We start from the raw sequence: 17,139 nt of genomic DNA, 5'->3' as shown, positions 1-17,139 counted from the left end.
CGTCAGGCGAACGTGGGAACCCCGCTCATGCTCAACCCCTTTGAGGTGTGACGCCGCCCGGCGTCCGCCGAGACGAGGGGGAGTGGATGAGCGTCGCCATGACCGTGGTCATCGCGCCCGGCTCCGCCCCGGCGCTGGACCTGCGCGGTCCCCTCGACCAGGACGCCCTCGCGGCGGCCCTCGCCGCGCTGCCCTCCGGTACTCCCGCCCTGCGCCGCCACACGGCGACGCACCACACCCTGCACCTGCCCCGGCAGCACTCTCCCGCCGGCACGGTGGCGGACCTGCTGACCACCCCCGGAGCCCGGCCGCGGCGGACGCCCGCGCGGGCGGAGGCGGTGCGGACCGCGTGGCAGGGCGCTGTCCCGGAGGAGGCCGACGGGCCCGACGGGCCGTACGCACCCCGCTCCGGCGAGGGCCCGGCCGCCGTCCGCCCCGCGGCCGGACTCCCCGCGAGTGCGCGCCAGCGCGAGGTGCTGCTCGACGTCCTGACCGGCAGGCCCGGCGCCGGCCTGCACGTCGGGCAACTGCACTGGCGCTGGCACGGGCCGCTGGACACCGGGCGCTTCCAGGCCGCCTGGGAGGCCGTCTTCGCGCAGGAGTCCGTGCTGCGGGCCGCGTTCACCGACCGCACCCCGGCGGACGGCTTCGGCAGCGCCCCCCGGGTCGGCGTGCACCGCAGCGCCCCGCTCCAGCTCGTCCGGCACCACCACGGATCCGCCGACTGGCACTCCCTCCTGGCGAGCGAGCGACTGCGCGCCTTCGACCTCCACCGGCCCGGGCTGCTGCGCATCGCGCTCCTGGACGAACAGGCCGGGGCCGCCGGGCCGACCCGCATCGTCCTCACCTACCACCACGCCATGCTCGACGGCCGGAGCGTGCGCCTGCTGCTGCGCGCCTTCTACCGCGCCTACCTGGCCGAGGGGCGCACCGCCGGCGGCGAGCGCCGCCCCGATGTACTGGACCACCTGCGCTGGCTGGCCCGTCAGGACCACACCCGGCCCCGCGCGTACTGGTCCCTCGCCGCGCCCCCGCCCGGGTCCCGCACCCTGCCCGGCCCGGCTGCGGCCGGCCCGCGTGCGGGAGCCGGCCGGGCCCCCCGGGGCCACGGGCTCGCCCGCCAGCGGCTGAGCCCGTCCGAGGCCGCCCGGCTGCGCGACTGGGCCGCCGGACTCGGCGCCACCGAGAGCACGGCCCTGCACGCCGCCTGGGCGCTGCTGCTGTACCGGTCCGGCGGACCGGGCCCGGCGCCCGCGCCCGTCGCGTTCGGCATGGCCGTCTCCGGCCGCGGCATCGCCCTGGAGGGCGCCGCCGGCATCCCGGCTCCGCTGCGGGGCGCGCTGCCCGTCCACGTCGACGTGGACCCGGGAGCCCCGCTGGAGCGCCTGCTGGCCGACCTGCGGGACCGGGCGCTGGACGCGGCCGCGTACGAATGGGTGACGGCGGGCCAGGTCGGCGCCTGGAGCGGGCACGGCCCCCGCGCCTCCTTCACCGACTCCGTCGTCTGCTTCGAGACCCCGCAGGACCCGTTGCCCGGTCCGGACGGCCCGGACCCGCTGCGGAGCGAACTCGCCGCCGAGGGCGTACGGGTGGAGCCCCCACAGGCCGTGGCCGCGCCCACCTCCGAGCCCCTCGCCATCCGCGCCTGCCACGACCGGGAGGGCGCGCTGCTGCTGACCGCGGTGAACGACCGGACGCGGATCGCGGACCCCGAAGCGGCCGCGGCCCTGTCCCGGACGGCGCGGCTGCTGCGCGAACTGCCCCTGCTCGGCCGCGGGAGCACCACGGCCGGCGAGGTGCTGGACTCGCTGGCCGGGCTGCCGCTCCCCGGACCGCTGGCACCCTCCCCGCTCCCGCCCGGGGGCGGCCTGCTGACGCTGCGCGCCGCGGCGCGGCCCGGCGCCGGCACCATCCTGCTCGTTCCGCCGCCGGGCGCGTCCGAGGTCTGCTACGACGGCCTCGTGCACGCCTACCGCGGCCCGGAGGCGCTCACCACCGTCCGCGCCCCGGCCGATACGGCGGCCTGCCTCGCCGCGGTGCGTCCGGTGCTCGCCGCCGGGGAGCCGCTGCTCCTCGGCGGCTTCTCCGGCGCCGGGAGCATCGCGTACGAGGCCACGCGCCGCATCGCCGCCCACGGCTGGCGCCCGCCGCTCGTGGCCATCGCGGGAACGGCCGACGGCGGCGCCGCCTCCGTACGGGACCTCGCGCGCACCCTGGCCGCCGCGGCCGGGCCCGGCGCGTGATTCCGGCCGGGCGGGCCGCGCCGCAGGCGCGCTCGGGCCCCGGCAGCGGGCCGGTGGAGCCCGCGGGACCGGCGGCCGGTTAGGGGTCCGGTAAGGGTGGTCGGGGCCGGGCGGGCAGCGCAGGGTGGGCGGGGAAATCCGGTCATTCACACTCGGCGAGGAGCTCGACGTGGCAGATCTCGAAGGCAGCACGCCCCAGCACGACGGACCGAAGCTGGTGGTCATCACGGGAGGCGGCTCCGGCATCGGGCTCGCCTGCGCCGACCGCTTCCGCAAGGACGGGGCGGAGGTCGTCGTCCTCGATCTGAACGACCCGGAGAACCCGGTCGACACCACCGACCGCGACGCCGTCGAGGCCGCGTTCGCCGCGCTCCCGCGCACCCCCGACGTCCTGGTCAACGCCGCCGGCATCGGCGGCGGCGACATGCTGCTCGACCTCCCCGTCGAGGAGTTCCGCCGCATCCTGGCCGTCAACCTCGAGGGCTCCTTCAACACCCTCCAGGCCGCCACCCGCCTGATGGCGAAGGCCGGCCGCGGCGCGGTCGTCAACGTCAGCTCCATGAACGACCGCTGGCCGATGAAGACCGGCGCCGCCTACTGCGCCAGCAAGGCCGGGCTCACCATGCTGACCCGCGTCGCCGCGCTGGAGCTCGGCGGATCGGGCGTCCGCGTCAACGCGGTCGCCCCCGGTCCGATCGACACCCCGATGATCTCCTTCGGCCTCCAGATCCCGGCCGTCAAGGCCGCCATCGCCAGCCGCACCCCGCTCGAGGGCCGCGCCGGAACCCCCGAAGAGGTCGCCGACGTCGTCGCGTTCCTCGCGTCCGACGAGGCCCGCTGGGTCACCGGTCAGGTCCTCGCCGTCGACGGCGGCCAGCTGCTGCTGGGCGGCCCGGACCTGCTCGCCGCATTCGCCGAAGGGATGGCCGCACAGTCATGACCCAGACAACCGGGACCGGAGCGGCGTGGATCCGCAGGTTCCATCCGTCGGACGACGCTCCCGTCCGGCTGGTGTGCTTCCCGCACGCGGGGGGCTCCGCCTCGTTCTACTTCCCGGTGTCCCGCACGCTGGCGCCGTCGGTCGACGTCCTCGCCGTCCAGTACCCGGGCCGCCAGGACCGGCGCCTGGAACCCAGCGTCAGTGACATGAACGAGCTGGCCGACCTGGTGGCCGAGCAGCTGCGTCCGTGGACCGACAAGCCGCTGGCGCTCTTCGGGCACAGCATGGGTGCCATGCTCGCCTTCGAGGTGGCGCGCCGGCTGGAGAGCGACGGCGTCCGCCCGCTCGTGCTCTTCGCGTCGGGCCGACGGGCCCCGATGCGCCGCCGCGGGAACGAGAACGTCCACGTGCGCGACGACGAGCAGCTCATCGAGGAACTGAAGACGCTCAGCGGCACCGACTCGCAGATCCTGGGCGATCCCGAGGTGCTGCACATGATCCTCCCGGCGATCCGCAGCGACTACCGGGCGGTCGAGACGTACCGCTACCAGCCCGGTCCGCCGCTCGCCACGCCGATCGTCGCCCTCACCGGCGACAGCGACGCCCAGGTCACCCTCGACGAGGCCGAGGACTGGGCGCAGGTCACCTCCGGCGGCTTCCAGCTCAAGGTGTACGAGGGCGGCCACTTCTACCTCAACGCCCAGGCGGCGGCCGTGATCGCGGAGATCAGGTCCCACCTGCGCGCACCCTCACTGACGGGTTCCGCCGCGGCGGACCGCTGACGTGAGCACCGAAGGCCGGTCAGGCTCCGCCTGACCGGCCTTCGCCGTGCCACGCGTCGAACGCGGTCAGCAGCGCCGCCGTCCAGCGGGCCAGGATCCGCTCGCCCTCCCCGGAGCTCGCGCCCCGGGGATCCCCGAGCACGCCGTTCGCGCTCACGGCGCGGACACCGCCGGCGATCAGGTCGGGCAGGATCCGTGCCAGCGGCCGGCGGTCGCCCGGCTCGTAGGCGTCCGTGCGCACGGCTTCGGGACGCAGCGCGAGCATCACCGAGGTCTCCAGCCGGCCCGCGTGACTGTCCCGCGGGTCGCCGGACGGTGCCCACGCCAGCACCTTGCGGCCCTCGCCGCGCAGCAGGGACACCGCGGCCCGCAGGGGCACGGCGTTCCCGCCGTGTCCGCTGATCAGCACCACCCCGTCGAACGCGTCGGCGGACCGTACGAGTTCGACCAGGAGCAGTTCGAGGGCCGCCCTGCCGATCGAGAGGGTGCCGGGGAAGCCGGCGTGCTCCCCGCTGGACCCGTACGGCACGGCGGGCGCCAGCACCACGCCGCGGCGACGCCGCTCCAGCGCCCCGGCGAGTGCGGCCGCGATCTCCGTGTCCACCGTGAACGGCAGGTGAGGTCCGTGCTGTTCGGTGGATCCCAGCGGCACCACCAGCACGCCGGGGCGGCCGGGGGCGGCGTACCGCGGCCATGCCGAGCCGTCCAGACTGCTCATACCGGTGTACCCGTCCCTTCGTCCGCGCAGCCGCCGGCGCCGGTGCGGCGGGCGCCGTGCGCTGCCAGGTCGGGCCGCAGCGGACCGGCCGTACGACCGCGCAGCGCGCCCCACCAGACCCCGGCCCCGTACGCCAGGTCGTCGGCCGTGCACAGGGCCGTCCAGCGCAGGGGATCCAGGTCCGGGCGGACCCGGTACCACCGGGCGAGGTGCCGCGCGCAGGCGGCGGCCAGCAGCACCCGGCCGCGGGGGTGGGCCGCCAGGACGGGCCACCAGACGCGGCCGGCCGCCTCGGCCAGCAGGCCGCCCGCACCCGCGTGTCCGCGCAGCGCCAGGGAGAGGGAGACCCCGGCCGGAACCCCCGAAGGGGCCAGCTTGCGGGGGAGCAGGGCCGCCGTACCGGCCGCCACGGCCAGTCCGGCCAGCGGCCGGCCCGCGGCGACGGCGGCCCAGGACAGCGCGCTCCAGGGGGACATGCGCACCGGGGCGACGGCCGGGCCGTGCCGCCGGGACAGCGGGGCGGCCGAGGTGCCGTAGCCGAAGCGCTGCCGCGCCCAGGCGTGCCAGGTGCGCCGGGGGGCGTGGTGGACGACCGCATCGGGGACGTAGCGGACCTCGCCGCCCGCCGCCAGGCGCCAGACCAGGTCGACGTCCTCGCCGAAGCGCATCTCCTCGTCGAACCCCGCGTGCGCCTCCAGGGCCCGGGTACGCACGACCAGGGCCGCCGTCGGCACGTAGGGCACCCGGGTGCCCGGACGGACGGCCGAGGGGAGGGGGCCGAGGTCCAGCGGGGAGCGGTGCTCCTCGTAGCGCTCCCGTACGGAAAGGCCCGGGGCGCTGCGCACGCGCGGGGCCGCGGCCTGCACCGCGGGGTCCTCGAACTGCCGCAGCAGCGGCTCCAGCCAGCCGGGCTGCGGGCGGACGTCCGCATCGAGGAAGGCCACCAGCTCCGTCGAGGCCAGACGCCAGCCCGAGTTGCGGGCCGCCGCCGGACCCCGCGCCGTGGCGTGGCGCACGGCGGCCCCGTCCAGGGGGACGGCCGAGCCGTCGTCCACCACCACGACGCGGCCCACCGGCCCGATGGCCGGCAGGAGTTCGCCCAGGGCCCGGGCATGGTCGCGGACGGGGACGACCACCGTGACGTCCGCAGGCGTGAGGCGGCCGCCCGCCGGGTGCGGATGGGCCAGCCCCGCCCGGACCAGGCGGGAGGCCAGCCGCCGGTGCGCCGGCCGGTCCGCGACCGGGGACCCGGCCAGCCAGCCGTCCGCCAGCCGTGCGCCGGCCGCCGTCAGGCGCAGTACGCGGCACGGCGAGCCGCCGAGCAGGACGCGGCCGCCGGCCAGACGGCGCAGCCCCGGGTCGGGTGTCAGGAGGTACGTGCTCATGCGGTGAAGCCCCCGTCGGCGTGGACGACCGTGCCGGTGACGGCGGACGACTGCTCGCTGCACAGCCAGCACACGGCGGCCGCGACCTCCGCCGGGTCCAGCAGCCGGTCCACCAGCTGGTGGACGGCGAACTCCTCGACGTCCGGCAGGTCGTAGAGCGCCGCGCTCGCGTCGAGCATGGCGGTGCGCGTGGACCCGGGGGAGACGGCCGTGGCGGTGACGCCCGTTCCGCGCAGGTCCGTGGCCAGGCCCCGGACCAGGCCCACCACGCCGTGCTTGGCCGCGTTGTACGCCGCCAGGTGCCACAGGCCGCGGTGGGCCGCGGCCGAGGCCAGCGCCACGAACCGGCCCGAACGCGGCTCCGGCCTGCGCAGCAGTGCGGGAACGGCGGCCCGGGCCAGGTTCGCGACACCGCGCACACCGGTCTCGAACAGGGCGTCCCACTCTTCGTCTGGGGTCTCCCACAGCGGGCGCCCGCCCGCGATGACCGCGGCCGCCGCCACGGCCGCGTCCAGCGCCCCGAACCGCTCCTCGGCGAGGTCCACCGCGGCGCGCAGCGCCTGCGGGTCGCGGACGTCGGCGACCACGTCGAGGACCCGTCCCGGCCAGCGCGCGGCGAGCTCCGCCAGTTCCCGCCGGCTGCCCATCGCGTACGGCACGCCCGGCAGGTCCGCGCACCGGTCGGCGGCGACCACCCGCCAGCCCGCTCCGGCCAGCTGCTCCACCACGGCGGCGCCGATCCCGCGTGCGGCGCCCGTCACCAGCGCGACCCTAGGCACCGGCTTCGGTGTCCGCCGGGTCGAGGTAGCCGTGCTCACGCAGGTAGCCGAGGAGTTCGTCGACGGCGTCGGCCGGGGTCGGCGGTGTGACGAGCCGCGGTGGGGTGCGCTGCTCCAGGGCCCCGGTCAGGGCCAGCAGCCGCTCGCGGGGGTCGGCGGCGTCGGGCGCCGGGCACTCCACCGGACGGGGCCGGTACGGACGTACGGCGCCGGTCCGCACCCGGCCCCGCGCTCCCGCGCCCTCGGCCCGCACGGCCGGGACGGCGGCGGACTGCGCCGCCAGCACGGCGGGCAGCGCCGCGCGCCGCAGCGTCGCGCTGTGGGCCTCCACCGAGCAGACCGCGGGCAGTGGTACGTCGAGCAGCTCGCGGCGCCCGCCGTCCAGCCGCCGCACCGCCCGCAGGACCGCGCCGTCGGAGTCGAGCCCCACCAGTCCGGTGGCCTGGGCCGCACCCAGCAGGCCGGCCAGTACGGCGGGCGTGGCCGACGTACCCCAGTCGGCCGACCGGTCCCCGCACACGATGAGGTCCGGGCTGCCGAAACGGCGGCGCACGGCGTCGAGCAGGGTCCGCGCGGTCGCCTCGGCGTCCTCGTCCGGGCCGGTCACCCGCAGGACGTCCGCGGCCCCGCAGGCCAGCGCCTCGCGCAGCATGGCCTCGGCGGCGGGCGGGCCCACGGTGACGGCGACGCAGCGGCCGCCGTGCAGCTCGGCCAGGCGCAGCGCGTGCTCGAGGGCGCTGCGGTCCGCGGCCGCGGCCCCGCCCGCGAGCGCGTCGCTCTCCACGGCTCCGGTCAGCGGGTGCACCCGCACCCGCCCGGTGTCCCACCGCAGCGCGGCCACGACGAGCACGGCGCTCATCCCTTCCGGAAGACGACGCCGTGGCCGCCTTCGGGGTAGCTCCAGCTGATGGCACCGTCGGCGTCGCAGACGAGGTAGCAGGTGCCGCATTCGAAGCACTGCTCGTGGTTGAAGACGAGGCCGCCGTCGGCGGTGGGCACGAAGAGCTTCGCCGGACACGCGTGCAGGCAGGCCCGGGTGGTGCAGCCGCGGCAGACGTCGGTGTCGACGGTGATGTGCGCGTTCGGCGAGACCCGGAACTCGACGGTGTCCATCCGGTCTTCGAAAGCCGTCCCGTACTGCTGCGCGGCCGCCTTGGCGGTTCCGGTCATCCGAAAGTCCTCAATCCGTTGAGCGCGTCGGCCACCAGGTGGCGGGCGCGGACGCCGTGTCGGCGGGCCGCGGTACGCAGCAGCCGCAGGGCGCCCGGCTTCGGGCGCGGGTTGTCGACGTGGAAGAGGCCCTGCACCACGTCGCAGATCAGGGCCGGGTACTGCTGCTGGAACCGCTCCGAGAACAGCAGGCCCGGAGCCCGGCGCAGCTTCCGGTGGTCGGCCAGGACGAACGACGCCTCCAGCATCCGCCGGTAGCCGGACAGACCCATGCGGGAGCAGTCGCCGCGGGCCACCGCCGCCGCGGCGGCACGGCCCGCGTACATGCCGGCGCCGAGCGCGAAGTTGACGCCCTCGAGCCAGATGCCCGCGGCCAGGCACATGGAGGCGGCGTCCCCGGCCACCAGGATCCCGTCGCCGACCAGATCGGGGATGGTGTCGAAGCCGCCCTCCGGGATCAGGTGGGCGGAGTACTCCTTCAGTTCCGCGCCCCGGATCAGCGGGGCGATGGCCGGGTGCGCCTTGAGACCGGCCAGGAGGTCCTCGGGGCGCACCTTGGCGGCCGCGAGGCCCTTGAGGCCGACGACGACGCCGATGCTGACCGAGTCGAGGTGCGTGTACAGGAAACCGCCGCCCGGGATGGACTGCGTACAGCCCAGGATCTCCAGGTCCACGCCCTCCCGGCCGGTGACGGCGAAGCGCTCCTCGATGACCTCACGGGGCAGCGCCAGGGTCTCCTTCACACCGAGCGTGGTGTGCTCGACCGTCGGCCCGGACGGGTACAGGCCCGCTTCCTTGGCCAGGAACGAGTTCACTCCGTCGCAGGCGATGACCACGGATGCGGTGAGGTCCCCGTCGGGGCGGTCCGTACGGACGCCCGTCACCCTGCCCCGCGCATCGCGCAGCAGCCCCGTCGCGACCGTCGAGGTGACGAGGACGGCACCCGCCTCCACGGCGAGGGAGGCGAGCCAGGAATCGAGTTCGGCGCGGTGGACCGTTGCGCCGTTGTACGGGGGAGCGGCCCAGTCCTGGCTGCGGAAGTCCACCGTCAGGGCCTGGTCCTGGGTCATCACCATGGTCGAGCGGCGCGTCACCCAGCGCTCGACGGGCATCTTCTCCCACCAGTCCTCAACGAGTTCGCCGAGGATGCGCCCGTAGACGACCCCGCCGTAGACGTTCTTGGAACCGGGGAAGGGGCCGCGCTCGACCAGGGCGACCGTGCGGCCGGCGCGGGCCGCTTCCAGGGCGGCCGCGCAGCCGGCGGGACCGGCGCCGACCACGACCACGTCGAACATCGGGTCAGTCATGGGTGACTCCCAGGCGGCGGGCGAGCTCTTCGACCACGGCGGGCACGTCGGCGACGATGCCCAGGTCGGCGAGTTCGGTCATCGGACAGGACGGATCGGTGTTGACGCTCACCACATGGCGCGGCCGGCCGAGGCCGCCGGTGTGCTGGGCGGCGCCGGACACTCCGAAGGCGACGTACAGCTCGGGGTCGATCACCACGCCCGTCGTGCCGATCTGCCGTTCGTGATCGAGCCAGCCCACGTCGGTGACCACGCGGGTCCCGCCGACGGAGGCGCCGAGCGACGCACCGACCGCGGCGAGCCGCGTCGTCGACGCCTGACTGCCGAGCCCCGCCCCGGCGCCGAACACCCGGGGCGCCTCGGCGAGATCGGCGGTACCGGGCTCCGGCTCGAGTACCTCGCGCACGCGGGCGTCGGCCACCGGCGCGACGGCCCCGGGCAGGACGAGGGCGACGGGCCCACGGGCCGGCGTCGCGGGAAGGGCGCCCCGCACGCCCGGTACGAGCGTGGCCACGAACGGGCCGTCGACGGCGAGTTCCACCAGCGCCTGGTCCTCCCGGCAGAGCACGTCGGCCCCGCCCGGGGTCACGGTCACCGCCCGAGCCAGCAGCGGCCGGTCCAGTGCCAGGGCGAGGCGGGGAGCCAGGTCGCGGCCGTCCGGCGACGCGGGCAGCACCACGACGGGCACGTCCGCCAGCAGGGGCGCCAGGGCGGCGGCGAGCGCGCCGGGTGCCGTACGGGCGTCCTCGGCCAGCCAGACGCGTTCGGCGGACGTCAGCACGGCGCAGGCGCGCGCGGTGCCGTCGCCGACGAGCAGGGCCGCACCGCCCGCCTCGGCGACGGCTTCGTCGCTGCCGACCGGCAGCCGGCCGCCGCGTACGACGACCACCGCGACGGCGCCGCCGTCCACCACCGGCCGGCTCACAGCGCCACCGCCACGCGGTGGCCCTCGATGACCGCCGCGTGCGCACGGCGCGGGGCGACGCAGTCACCCACGCGGTGCACGGCGAACGGAGCGTCCTTCAGCTCGTGCCACAAGGAGTCCTCCGGTGTCTGGTGCGTGGCGCACACCACCCAGTCGGCGCGCATCTGCCCGGTGGCGCCCGTGGTGTGGGTGAGGACCTGCAACTCCACGCCGCCGCCCGTCGGTTCGGCCGCCGCGCCCACGACGACCCGGTCCGTCTGCTGGCCGATGCCCTTGGCGTGCGCGCGGACCTGGAAGGTTTCCATGTCGAGGGTGATGCCGAGGTCCTGCCCGACCACCATCGCGGAGGTGATGACGGTGACGCGGCAGCCGCGGTCGGCCAGCAGCTCGGCCACCGAGGTGGCCTGGTGGAAGCCGAGGTCGTCGACGATCACGACCTCGCCGGACGGGGCGGCCCGGCCCTCCAGCACGTCGCGGACGTCCACGACGCGCTCCAGAGCGCCGGACCACCAGGGCGGCGCGGGGCGCGCCCCGGTGGCCAGGACCACGGCGTCGGGTGCCTCGGCGCGCAGCGAGGCGGCCGTCGCTTCCGCGCCGGTCCGGATCGTCACCCCGCGGCGCCTGCACTCGGCGGCGAGATTGCGCACGACGTCCAGGAATTCGGCGCGGGACGGTACGGTCGCGGCCACCGCGACCTGGCCGCCGGTCGCGCTGCCGCGCTCCAGCAGGGTCACGTCGTGACCGCGTTCCGCGGCCGTGGCCGCCGCCTGGAGTCCGCCCGGGCCGCCGCCGACGACCAGCACCTTCTGCGGCCGGCGCCCGGGGACGGGCACGGGCAGCGGCACGGCCTCCCGGCCTGCCCGCGGGTTCTCGATGCAGCCCAGCCAGCGGTTCAGGCCCATGCGCCCGACGCACTCCTGATTGCAGGAGAGGCAGGTGCGGATCGCGGAGGTCTCGCCCGCGCGGGCCTTGGCCAGGAAGTCCGGGTCGGCGATCTGGCCGCGTACGACGCCGACGAGGTCGCAGTGGCCCTCGGCCAGCGCACGTTCGGCCTGGACGGGGTCCTTGATCCGGCCGACGCCGATGACCGGCAGGTCCACCGCGCGCCGGATGGCGTTCGAGATGAACAGGGCGTATCCGGCCGGGATCGCCATCGAGGCCTCGATCATGTACAGCGTGGAGGTGGCCACGCCGATCGAGGTGTTGATGTAGTCGGCCTTGCCCGTCGCCTCGACCATCCGGGCGACCTCGACGGCCTCGTCGATGGTGGTGCCGCCCTCGATCAGCTCGTCGCCGCAGAGCCGGACGCCCAGCGCCCGGTCGGGGCCGATGGCCTCCCGTACCGCGTCGATGATCTCCAGCAGGATCCGGGCGCGGTTCGCGAGGGAGCCGCCGTACGCGTCCGTGCGGTGGTTGGTGGCGGGGGAGAGGAACCCGCGGACGATGGAGGAGTGCGAGCACTGCAGCTCCACCCCGTCGAACCCGCCTTCGGCGCAGTGCCCGGCGACCGTGCCGTAGCCCGCCACGATCTCGGCGATCTCGTGTGCGTCGACGGCCTTGGGCACCTCGCGGAAGAGCGGGTCGGGCACCGGGGAGGGCGCCCACACCGGCAGCCGCGAGTACATGCCCGAGGCCTGCCCGCCGTTGTGGTTGAGCTGCGCGATGATCGGCACGCCATGGGCGTGCACCGCCTCGGTGATGCGCCGGTAGCCGGGGACGACCGCGGGCCGGAACCCGTGGATGAGCTTCTCGTACGGCCAGTCCGTCGGGTGGGTCGAGTGCTCCTCGGTGATGATCAGCCCGGCCCCGCCGGCGGCGCGGGCCGCGTAGTACGCGGCGTGCTGCTCGCTCGGCAGCCCGTCCTCGGCGTAGTTCGTCAGATGGGCCGAGAACACCACGCGGTTGGCGACGGTGAGCGGGCCGATCCGCAGGGGGCTCAGCAGATGGCGCAGCCGCCCGGGATTACTGCTCATGACACCACCTGGAACTCGCGGAAGGGTACGGCGGGCAGCACGGTCGCGGCGTCGGCGCCCGACACGGCGAGCGCGGCGCGCCGGCCCTCGAGCACCGCCTCGTACACGGTGCGGGGGGCCACCCGGTCCCCCGCGGGCACCGCGCCCGCCGGCGGGGCGGCCGGGTCCGGCAGCCGGTGGCCGCAGTGCACGAGCGCCGCGCACGGCATCTCGGTCCGTACGCCGGTCAGCGCGTCCGTGACCACCACGTGGTCCGGGTGGACCTCGCGCAGCACGCTGCGCCGGGCCTGGACCACGCCGGCCTGCTGGAGGCGGGAGTTGGCCGGTGCGAGGTCGCCGGTGACGGCCAGCTGGGTGCCCACCACCTGGTCGCGCGTGATGACGGTGACGGTGCGGCCGGCCGCGGCGAGCAGCTCCGTGACGCCGACGGCGACCGCGTCGCCCACCGTGTCGTACACCGCGACCGGACCCTCGGGCAGGGCGGCGGCCGGCTCCGGCGCGCCGAGGACGTCGGCGACGTCGAGGACCGTTGCGCCCTCGTGCACCGCGTAGTCGCGCGGGCCGGGCACCGAACCGGTGGCCAGGACCAGACCGCCGGCGGCGGCCTCCAGCTCGGCCGCGGAGGGCCGTGTACCGGTCTCGACGGTGACGCCCAGCCGTTCCACCTCGGCCGTCAGCCAGTGCGCGAGCCGCGCCAGCCGTTCCCGCCCCGGGATCCTGGCCGCCAGGTGCAGGGTCCCGCCGAGGCGTTCGGCCGCCTCGACGAGACGCACCGGGTGGCCGCGCAGCGCCAGCACGCGGGCCGCCTCGAGCCCGGCGGGGCCGCCGCCGACCACCAGCACCGGCCGGCCGCCGCGGGCGGCAGCGCCGTCGGCGGCCTCGACCGGCCGGTCCAGGGTCTCGTGGCCGCTGCGCGGCTCCGCGATGCACGAGACCACCGGGTTGCGGTTGTCGCGCACCTGGCAGCGCTGGTTGCCCAGGGTGCAGGGGCGGATCCGGTCGGCGTGTCCGGCGGCCAGCTTGCGGACGAACTCCGGGTCGGCGATCTGCGCCCGGGTCATCTCGACCAGGTCGGCGACGCCGTCCGACAGGGCCCGGCGGGCCGGTTCCGCATCGACGACCGAACCCTGCAGGACCACCGCGCAGTGCCCCTCGACGGCATCGCGGACGGACCGGCACAGCTCCGTGTTGAAGCCGGGAGCGGTGTGCGCGTCGGGGCGGGTCGCCGCCGTGCCCATCGCCGAACCCCTCACCACCACCAGCAGGTCCACCTCCGGGGCGAGCCGCCGGGCGAGCTCCGCACCGGCCTCGGGCGTGATTCCGGCCCAGGGCGCCAGCTCGTCGCAGCTCAGCCGCAGCGCGAGGACGCGCTCGTGGCCGATCCGCTCGCGCACGACGGCCAGCACCTCCAGCAGCAGGGCCGCCCGGTCGGTGCCGTACGCGTCCTCCCGCTGGTTGGTCAGACCCGACAGGAACTGCCGCAGCAGCGCGTGCTGTCCGGCGTTGACCTCCACACCGTCCAGACCGGAGGCGGCGGCCAGTTCCGCGGCGGCCGCGAACCCGGCGACGACGGAGTCGATCTCGGCCTGCTCCATCTCCATCGGCATCTCGCGGCTGACCACGTCCGGCACCCGCGAGGGCGCCCACAGCGGCTCCTGGGAGTACGCGGAGGAGCCCTGCGAGCCGCTGTGTCCGAGCCCGGCCAGGACCAGCGCACCGTACGGGTGGCAGGCGGCGGCCGTCGCCGCCCAGCCGGGGCCGCACGCGGTGGCCAGCGGGGCGCGCTCGTAGGGCCAGTCGGAGGCGAGGACGCTCGCGGTCTCGGTGACGATCATGCCCGCGCCGCCCGCGGCCCGCCGCTCGTAGTAGGCGACGTGCCGCTCGGACAGGGCACGGGCGGTACCCAGGTTCGTCTCGTGCGGACCGAAGACGACACGGCTCTGCGCGCTGCGGCCGGCCAGTACGACGGGGCCGGTCAGCAGGCTCACAGCCGGAACCCGGCGAGCGGGCTGGTGTCGCAGGGCCGGGCGACCGGGGCCGGGGATTCGGCGGGCGGCCCCCAGCCGATCGACACCGGCACCGCGGCGGACTTCGGACGCCGGGTGCGGTGCGAGTGGTCCTTGTCGGGGCGGGGCCGGGCCTTCGCGCCGACCAGCTCGAGGGCACGCTCGCCATGGCCCTGCACGCACTCCGGATCCGGGCCGTCCAGCGGCAGCCCGGTGAAGAACTTGGCCGCCGGGCAGCCCCCGCGGCAGGAGTCGAAGGCGGAGCACGAGGAGCAGGCCCCGGCCGGCTGCGGACTGCGCAGCCGCGCGAACAGCTCGGAACCGCGCCACACCGAGGCGAAGCCGCCGGCGTCGCGGACGTTGCCGGCCAGGAACTCGTCGTGGATGGCGAACGGGCAGGCGTACACGTCGCCGACCGGGTCGATCAGGCAGACCACCCGGCCCGCGCCGCACAGGTTCAGGCCCGGCAGCGGGGTGGAGCCCAGCGCGTTCAGGTGGAAGAAGGAGTCCCCCGTCAGCACCTTCTCGCCGTTGGCCAGCAGCCACTGGTAGAGCACCATCTGCTGGTCGGCGGTCGGGTGCAGGTCGTGCCAGACGTCGGCGCCGCGCCCGGAGGGCCGCAGCCGGGTGATCCGCAGCTGCGCGCCGTACTGCGCGGCCAGCGCGGCGAACTCGTCGAGCTGCGGGACGTTGTGCCGGGTCACGGCCACACTGATCTTGAAATCGCGGAAGCCCGCGTCGCGCAGGTTGCGCATCGCGGTCACCGCCATGTCGTACGAACCCTCGCCGCGCACGGCGTCGTTGACCTCGGCGCTGGCGCCGTCCAGGGATATCTGCACGTCGACGTAGTCGGTGGCGGCCAGCCAGCGGGCCCGCTCCGGGGTGATGCGCAGGCCGTTCGTGGAGAACTTGACGCCCACCTGGTGGGCGACGGCGTACTCGACGAGCTCCCAGAAGTCCGGGCGCACCGTCGGCTCGCCGCCCCCGATGTTGACGTAGAACACCTGCATCCGCTGGAGCTCGTCGATCACGGCCTTGCACTCGTCGGTCGTCAGCTCGCGCGGGTCGCGGCGGCCGGACGAGGACAGGCAGTGCACGCAGGAGAGGTTGCAGGCGTAGGTGAGCTCCCAGGTGAGGCAGATGGGAGCGTCCAGCCCCTGCTCGAAGTGGTCGACGAGTTTCATGCGCGTACCTCACTCTCGCGGGGCTCGATCGTCCCCGCGGTCAGCAGTCCGGCCAGCGCCTGGCAGTACTGGGCGTGGTGGTCGGCCGGCACCCCGGCGGCCGTGAGCGCGGCGAGCGCGTCCGGCAGATCCGCCAGTCTGCGCACGGTGCCCACCAGCGCAGGTGTCTTCAGGAACGACAGCCGCCGGGTGCGGAAGTCGTAGGCGAGGGCGCCGAACGGCTCCGGGCGCAGGGACACGCTCGGGCTGAGGCGGTAGGGGAGGCCGGGGTCGAAGACGTTGGTCACGACGGGCCTAGTAGACGCCGCACATGCCGTCGATCGAGACCTCTTCGACGAGCAGTTCGGATTCCACGATTTCGTTGTCCTCGGAGTGCTGCGCGATTTCATCCGAGGCGGTCGAGTCGAGCTCGTCCGTTTTCATGACGGCACATCCTTGTCGACGGGAGGGGATCGCCCGCGGGCCCGGCTGTTGCCAGCAGCAGCCGGGGGCAGGGGGATATCCCCATGGTGTGCCCTGCCGCGGGCCGCGATGCTTATGGCACTTGAGGGCGACTTGAAAACGAGGAGAGCATCATGCGGATTCTGCCGGGTGACGGAGTGACCAGCACGGCCCTGGTGAACGGCCAGATGGATCTGCGCTCCAAGGGCGACGAATCCGGATTCCGGTGCAGCCCGGTCGGTGCCGCGATGTGGGTCGCACTGCGCCACAACGACGGATTCCTGGAACTGGCCGCGGACTCCCTCGCCGAGGTCTGGGAGACCGACACCACCAAGGTCAAGACGGCCATGACCGTGTGGTCCCGCAAGATGATCGAGGCCGGGCTGCTGCGTCTGGAGAAGTAGCGGCCCGGCCGGGGTCCGGCAGCGTCAGTGCATCGCCGGGCCGAGGAAGAACCCGCCCGTCGCGTCGAGGACGTGGCCGGTGACCCACGCGCCGTCGTCGGAGGCGAGGAAGGCGACCGCGGCGGCGATGTCGGACGGCTGGCCGATGCGGCCGAGCGTCGTCAGCGAGGAGAGCGCGGCGCGGACCGGCTCGTTGCCCTTCAGCCACGAGGTGATGTCGGTCTCCGTGATGCCCGCCGCCACCGAGTTGACGGTGATGCCGCGCGAGCCGACGGAGTAGGCGAGGGTGCGGCTGAGCACGTCCACCGCGCCCTTGGTCATCGAGTACGCCAGGTCGGTGCTGGCGATGCGCGTCGAGGGCGAGGAGATGTTGATGATACGGCCGCCGTCGCGCATCAGCTTCAGCGCGCGCTGGCTCACGAACAGGGGCGTCTTCGCGTTGATCGTGAAGATCTTGTCGAAGAGCTCCTCGGTGACCAGCTCGAGGGAGCCCAGCGGGCCGTTCGCGATGCCCGCGTTGTTGACCAGGATGTCGAGCGGCCGGCCGTCGAGGCCGGCCTCGAGGCCGGTGAACAGCTTGTCGAGGGCGTCCGCGTCCACGCCGAACTCCGCCTGGATCGTGAACGCCTTGCCGCCGGCGGCCTCGATGGCGGCGACCGTCTCCTTGGCGGCCGTCTCCTGGCGGCCGTAGTGGACGGCCACCAGGGCGCCGGAGCTGCCGAGCCGCTCGGCCACGGCCCGTCCGATCCCGCGGGAGGCTCCCGTCACCAGCGCCGTCTTGCCGGTCAGATCCGCCACGTCATGCTCCTCTTCGGTAGAGATGGCCCGGCTCGCACAGGTGAGCCACTGGCTACGCTTTCAGCCACCCACCCGTGCGGACAC

Annotated in this window: 17 protein-coding genes; 4 read left to right on the top strand and 13 right to left on the bottom strand. The window is 75.4% G+C overall.

The annotated features are described in order from the left end of the window. Nucleotides 1-86: 86 nt before the first annotated feature. The 3 genes from ACFY1T_RS25165 to ACFY1T_RS25155 all read left to right on the top strand — a co-directional run bounded on the left by ACFY1T_RS25165 (nt 87) and on the right by ACFY1T_RS25155 (nt 3,965). Entirely contained in the window at nt 87-2,243 is a 2,157-nt protein-coding gene (locus ACFY1T_RS25165) for a condensation domain-containing protein (RefSeq protein WP_390790168.1), read from the top strand. Nucleotides 2,244-2,412: 169 nt separating this feature from the next. Further along, entirely contained in the window at nt 2,413-3,183 is a 771-nt protein-coding gene (locus ACFY1T_RS25160; RefSeq protein ID WP_051806166.1) for an SDR family NAD(P)-dependent oxidoreductase, read from the top strand. Then, entirely contained in the window at nt 3,180-3,965 is a 786-nt protein-coding gene (locus ACFY1T_RS25155) for a thioesterase II family protein (protein ID WP_390790167.1), read from the top strand. Before ACFY1T_RS25160 ends, ACFY1T_RS25155 begins: the two co-directional genes overlap by 4 nt. A 19-nt stretch (nt 3,966-3,984) precedes the next feature. Here ACFY1T_RS25155 and mftE read toward each other — a convergent pair whose 3' ends face one another. From mftE to mftA, 12 genes are read right to left on the bottom strand one after another with little or no spacing between them, the layout of a single operon-like run. Beyond that, complete coding sequence (mftE, locus tag ACFY1T_RS25150) at nt 3,985-4,683, bottom strand: mycofactocin biosynthesis peptidyl-dipeptidase MftE (RefSeq protein ID WP_390790166.1); 699 nt, start codon at nt 4,681-4,683, stop codon at nt 3,985-3,987. Then, nucleotides 4,680-6,068, bottom strand: a complete 1,389-nt coding sequence (mftF, locus tag ACFY1T_RS25145; RefSeq protein WP_390790165.1) for a mycofactocin biosynthesis glycosyltransferase MftF — start codon at nt 6,066-6,068, stop codon at nt 4,680-4,682. Before mftF ends, mftE begins: the two co-directional genes overlap by 4 nt. Further along, nucleotides 6,065-6,829, bottom strand: coding sequence for a mycofactocin-coupled SDR family oxidoreductase (locus ACFY1T_RS25140; protein WP_390790164.1), 765 nt, complete (start codon nt 6,827-6,829; stop codon nt 6,065-6,067). Before ACFY1T_RS25140 ends, mftF begins: the two co-directional genes overlap by 4 nt. A gap of 10 nt (nt 6,830-6,839) precedes the next feature. Next, on the bottom strand, nt 6,840-7,706 hold the full coding sequence (locus ACFY1T_RS25135) for a mycofactocin-associated electron transfer flavoprotein beta subunit (protein WP_390790163.1): 867 nt from the start codon (nt 7,704-7,706) through the stop codon (nt 6,840-6,842). Next, nucleotides 7,703-8,017, bottom strand: coding sequence for a ferredoxin family protein (locus ACFY1T_RS25130; protein WP_030870370.1), 315 nt, complete (start codon nt 8,015-8,017; stop codon nt 7,703-7,705). Before ACFY1T_RS25130 ends, ACFY1T_RS25135 begins: the two co-directional genes overlap by 4 nt. Further along, nucleotides 8,014-9,324, bottom strand: a complete 1,311-nt coding sequence (locus tag ACFY1T_RS25125; protein ID WP_390790162.1) for an FAD-dependent oxidoreductase — start codon at nt 9,322-9,324, stop codon at nt 8,014-8,016. The genes ACFY1T_RS25130 and ACFY1T_RS25125 overlap by 4 nt, the downstream gene beginning before the upstream one ends. After that, nucleotides 9,317-10,249, bottom strand: a complete 933-nt coding sequence (locus ACFY1T_RS25120) for a mycofactocin-associated electron transfer flavoprotein alpha subunit (RefSeq protein ID WP_390790161.1) — start codon at nt 10,247-10,249, stop codon at nt 9,317-9,319. The genes ACFY1T_RS25125 and ACFY1T_RS25120 overlap by 8 nt, the downstream gene beginning before the upstream one ends. Beyond that, the gene (locus tag ACFY1T_RS25115) at nt 10,246-12,222 is read right to left on the bottom strand and encodes a mycofactocin system FadH/OYE family oxidoreductase 2 (protein WP_390790160.1); all 1,977 of its coding nucleotides are present in this window, start codon (nt 12,220-12,222) and stop codon (nt 10,246-10,248) included. The genes ACFY1T_RS25120 and ACFY1T_RS25115 overlap by 4 nt, the downstream gene beginning before the upstream one ends. Then, a complete protein-coding gene (locus tag ACFY1T_RS25110) occupies nt 12,219-14,210 on the bottom strand; it encodes a mycofactocin system FadH/OYE family oxidoreductase 1 (RefSeq protein WP_390790159.1) in 1,992 nt (663 codons plus the stop codon). The genes ACFY1T_RS25115 and ACFY1T_RS25110 overlap by 4 nt, the downstream gene beginning before the upstream one ends. Beyond that, nucleotides 14,207-15,412 carry a mycofactocin radical SAM maturase gene (gene mftC, locus ACFY1T_RS25105; RefSeq protein ID WP_030870355.1) on the bottom strand — a complete coding sequence of 402 codons (1,206 nt, stop codon included), beginning with the start codon at nt 15,410-15,412 and terminating at the stop codon, nt 14,207-14,209. Before mftC ends, ACFY1T_RS25110 begins: the two co-directional genes overlap by 4 nt. After that, a complete protein-coding gene (gene mftB / locus ACFY1T_RS25100; protein ID WP_030870352.1) occupies nt 15,409-15,699 on the bottom strand; it encodes a mycofactocin biosynthesis chaperone MftB in 291 nt (96 codons plus the stop codon). The genes mftC and mftB overlap by 4 nt, the downstream gene beginning before the upstream one ends. Nucleotides 15,700-15,706: 7 nt before the next feature. Continuing rightward, nucleotides 15,707-15,835, bottom strand: a complete 129-nt coding sequence (mftA, locus tag ACFY1T_RS25095) for a mycofactocin precursor MftA (protein WP_063755672.1) — start codon at nt 15,833-15,835, stop codon at nt 15,707-15,709. Nucleotides 15,836-15,987: 152 nt separating this feature from the next. On the opposite strand from mftA, the gene ACFY1T_RS25090 reads away from it, so the two are divergent. Beyond that, a complete protein-coding gene (locus ACFY1T_RS25090; protein WP_030870350.1) occupies nt 15,988-16,257 on the top strand; it encodes a hypothetical protein in 270 nt (89 codons plus the stop codon). Nucleotides 16,258-16,281: 24 nt separating this feature from the next. Here ACFY1T_RS25090 and ACFY1T_RS25085 read toward each other — a convergent pair whose 3' ends face one another. Then, nucleotides 16,282-17,055: an SDR family NAD(P)-dependent oxidoreductase gene (locus ACFY1T_RS25085; protein WP_390790158.1), complete on the bottom strand. Its 774-nt coding sequence runs from the start codon at nt 17,053-17,055 to the stop codon at nt 16,282-16,284. Nucleotides 17,056-17,139 lie beyond the last annotated feature (84 nt).

The sequence above is a fragment of the Streptomyces sp. NPDC001194 genome (assembly GCF_042896985.1).
Lineage (GTDB): Bacteria > Actinomycetota > Actinomycetes > Streptomycetales > Streptomycetaceae > Streptomyces.
The sequence above is the reverse complement of the archived record's forward strand: the minus strand, read 5'-3'. Positions and strand labels throughout refer to the sequence as shown.

Coding starts and splice junctions, on each gene's coding strand:
- ACFY1T_RS25155 (WP_390790167.1), top strand. CDS start 3,180: ATGACCCAGACAACCGGGACCGGAGCGGCGTGGATCCGCAGGTTCCAT.
- mftC (WP_030870355.1), bottom strand. CDS start 15,412: ATGAAACTCGTCGACCACTTCGAGCAGGGGCTGGACGCTCCCATCTGC.
- mftA (WP_063755672.1), bottom strand. CDS start 15,835: ATGAAAACGGACGAGCTCGACTCGACCGCCTCGGATGAAATCGCGCAG.
- ACFY1T_RS25125 (WP_390790162.1), bottom strand. CDS start 9,324: ATGACTGACCCGATGTTCGACGTGGTCGTGGTCGGCGCCGGTCCCGCC.
- ACFY1T_RS25090 (WP_030870350.1), top strand. CDS start 15,988: ATGCGGATTCTGCCGGGTGACGGAGTGACCAGCACGGCCCTGGTGAAC.
- mftF (WP_390790165.1), bottom strand. CDS start 6,068: ATGAGCACGTACCTCCTGACACCCGACCCGGGGCTGCGCCGTCTGGCC.
- ACFY1T_RS25115 (WP_390790160.1), bottom strand. CDS start 12,222: ATGAGCAGTAATCCCGGGCGGCTGCGCCATCTGCTGAGCCCCCTGCGG.
- ACFY1T_RS25130 (WP_030870370.1), bottom strand. CDS start 8,017: ATGACCGGAACCGCCAAGGCGGCCGCGCAGCAGTACGGGACGGCTTTC.
- mftE (WP_390790166.1), bottom strand. CDS start 4,683: ATGAGCAGTCTGGACGGCTCGGCATGGCCGCGGTACGCCGCCCCCGGC.
- ACFY1T_RS25135 (WP_390790163.1), bottom strand. CDS start 7,706: ATGAGCGCCGTGCTCGTCGTGGCCGCGCTGCGGTGGGACACCGGGCGG.
- ACFY1T_RS25165 (WP_390790168.1), top strand. CDS start 87: ATGAGCGTCGCCATGACCGTGGTCATCGCGCCCGGCTCCGCCCCGGCG.